General features: G+C 42.4%; 2 protein-coding genes and 2 pseudogenes. All 4 read left to right on the top strand.

Annotated features, from left to right (window positions below):
* Positions 1-199, top strand: a 199-nt coding sequence (locus tag ACFIMG_RS00690) for an autotransporter outer membrane beta-barrel domain-containing protein (protein WP_375693548.1), incomplete at its 5' end; no start/stop codon positions are given.
* Positions 174-668, top strand: a pseudogene (locus ACFIMG_RS00685) (autotransporter outer membrane beta-barrel domain-containing protein); the annotation flags it as partial. The gene ACFIMG_RS00690 and the pseudogene ACFIMG_RS00685, both read left to right, overlap by 26 nt.
* Before the next feature lie 267 nt (positions 669-935).
* Complete coding sequence (ndk, locus tag ACFIMG_RS00680) at positions 936-1,358, top strand: nucleoside-diphosphate kinase (RefSeq protein WP_375678787.1); 423 nt, start codon at positions 936-938, stop codon at positions 1,356-1,358.
* Between the two features lie 46 nt (positions 1,359-1,404).
* A pseudogene (locus ACFIMG_RS00675) lies at positions 1,405-2,841 on the top strand (hemagglutinin repeat-containing protein); the annotation flags it as partial.

Genomic DNA, 2,841 nt, shown 5'->3' with positions numbered 1-2,841 from the left:
CAAGTTATCGAATGACATGACAGGTGACATGCGTCCATTCACTTCATTACGCAGTGAGGTTGGCTTATCTTTAGGATATGAGTTTGGTTCTCACATGAATTCCTCATCGCTTGCGTATATTACAGCAGCATGGTTGCGTGAGAATAAAGATGACAATCAAACGTTAATTAATNGTTTCAACGAATGGTTTAGAGATTGAAGGAACATATACTCAAAGGGCATTGGGAACTTCCTTTGAAGCTGGTTATCGACTTAAGACGTCAAAGAACAGCTGGTTACAGCCTTATGGACAATTTACATGGTTACAAGTTGAGGGTAAAGAAATCAAGTTATCGAATGACATGACAGGTGACATGCGTCCATTCACTTCATTACGCAGTGAGGTTGGCTTATCTTTAGGATATGAATTTGGTTCTCACATGAATTCCTCATCGCTTGCGTATATTACAGCAGCATGGTTGCGTGAGAATAAAGATGACAATCAAACGTTAATTAACCAACGCCATCCATTTACCACTGACTTGTCGGGGAATGCAGGTAAATTAGGAATAGGTTTAAGCAGTTTAGTGAGTGAGAAGTTAAAGTTATATGGTGAGGCCCATTATATTAAAGGGCGTAAAACAAAACAGTCCCTTCAGGGTATTTTAGGTGTACGCTATAGTTTCTAACGATATGGTTATTTTTTGATTGATTTCAATGATAATTTTGATAGGAAGCATTTAAGATTATGAAAGAAGATTCAATATTTATTGAGATTCTGTAGCGCATCTTTATGATGGGATGAGCAATTGCAGGTATTTTATTAAAGTTTTCTTTATAATTTATTCTATGTTTTTGAGAATTTGTGTAGATTTTTGCAGAGTCACTTGGCAAAGGGCTCCTTGCTCGCTATAGAAATGGCTAGAGAATATTATAAATGAAATAAAGGTGGTTAAATGGCTTTAGAGCGTACTTTTTCAATGATTAAACCAGACGCAACCCGTCGTAATTTGACTGGCGCAATTACTAAAATGCTTGAGGATGCGGAGCTACGTGTTATTGCGTCTAAACGTGTCTGGATGAGCAAACGTGAGGCTGAAAAATTTTATGTTGTTCATAAAGAACGTCCTTTTTTTAGTGAATTGGTTGAATTCATGTCTTCTGGTCCAACCGTTGTACAAGTTTTGGAAGGTGAAAATGCAATAGCTAAAAACCGTGAAGTAATGGGGGCTACGAATCCTAGTGATGCAGAAGAAGGGACAATTCGTAAGGTTCATGCTTTATCGATTGGCGAAAATTCTGTCCATGGATCCGATAGTGCTGAAACGGCAAAAACAGAAATCGCCTTTTGGTTTCCTGAGGTAGAAATTGTTGGTTAATAAAGCGTTTATAATAATAAAGCGTATATAAGAAGCAAAAATCCGAAACACAGTTATTAATGGCATACTGACCGGCATGAAAATCAATCACCTCTTTAACAAAGGCAGGAATTTTGTTAATTGGCTGACTGGTAACACAGGAGAAAAGGGGAACACAACCAAAGGACTGAGTAGCCCATTAGGAGGGATGGGGGGCTCCACCAAGGATGCTCTTGCCAATATGGCTGGTGCATCTGGCAGTGTAACCGTGGGCTTTAAAACTGAAAAAACAGAAGCCTCTTCTCAAGTCTCCACAGCGGTGACAGGTAGCATAGAAGGCGGACGCGCTGTTAACATGCAAGCCCACAAAGGCAGCATCCATGGTGTTGGAGCCGATATTATCGCTGGTACAAACCCGATGCAAAGCAATGATGAACAGAGCGGGAATATCACCATGGGAGCAGGTGAAGATATCACCTTTGAAAGTGCGCAAAACACACAAAACAGCAGTGAAAGTGCTTCAATGAGTGTTGGCACCGGTTATGGCACGGGTGGCGCAGGGGCAACGGGTAGTGCTGCTTTTAGTCAAGGGGAAGGTTCCAGTGAGGAAGTTCAACACAAAAACAGCCATATTATAGGCACTGGCACTCTTCATACCATAAGTCAGGGAAACACCATACTGGCAGGCGCCGTGGTTTCTGGAGAGCGTGTAGAAATGGAAATAGGGGGTGATTTTACCATTACCAGCCGCAGTGATACGGGACAAACTTCCAGCAAGCAAAACTCTGTTTCTGTTGGGTTTGGTGCTGGACAAAAGGGTGGTGGGGGCTCCATGAGCGCCTCTTTCCAAAAGGATCAATCCTCCAGTGATTATCACAGCGTTGTGGAGCAAACAGGGGTTAAAGCTGGTGATGGCGGTTTTGATATCACTGTTAAAGATAAAACAACTTTGACCGGAGGTATTATTGAAAGCACAGCCTCGGCAGAAAAAACAGCCTGACCACAGGAAGCATCAACACCAGTGATATCACCAACAGTGCGCATGCTCAAGCCAGCAGCCATGGGTTTAGCATTTCTGGGAATGACACGATAAAGAACATTGCCAAAATGTTTTAAATCACGGCAAAGCCAAGGATGGAGCAGAAGGGGAAACCAAATCTGCTATCAGTGATGGGAGTATCATCCTTACTGATATAACTGGACAGACGGCGATGGGGCAAGATGCTGGACAAATCATTGGCTCTCTCAACCGCAACACCGCTACAGCCCACCAGGCAGTAGGACAGCTAGATGTTGCACCGCTTGAGGGAGCAGTGCATAATCGCGTAGATATGATCAATGATTTATCGGATGAAGGATTGGGATACTGGGACAAAATACGCGAATTCGCATATCTCAAAGAGCATCCTGAGGGTGAGGTTTTGCATGATGAAAATGGCAATGTCCTCTATGCAACAGATAAAAATGGAAAACCTATCAAAGACAGTTATGGAAGACAAGTCCC

Source organism: Bartonella sp. AP11XZML (genome assembly GCF_042196445.1).
In the GTDB taxonomy this organism is placed as follows: Bacteria; Pseudomonadota; Alphaproteobacteria; order Rhizobiales; family Rhizobiaceae; genus Bartonella.
This window is presented reverse-complemented; position numbering and strand designations above follow the sequence as displayed.

What these genes read in the sequence shown, in the direction of transcription:
- ndk (WP_375678787.1), top strand. Translation starts at nt 936, where the DNA reads ATGGCTTTAGAGCGTACTTTTTCAATGATTAAACCAGACGCAACCCGT.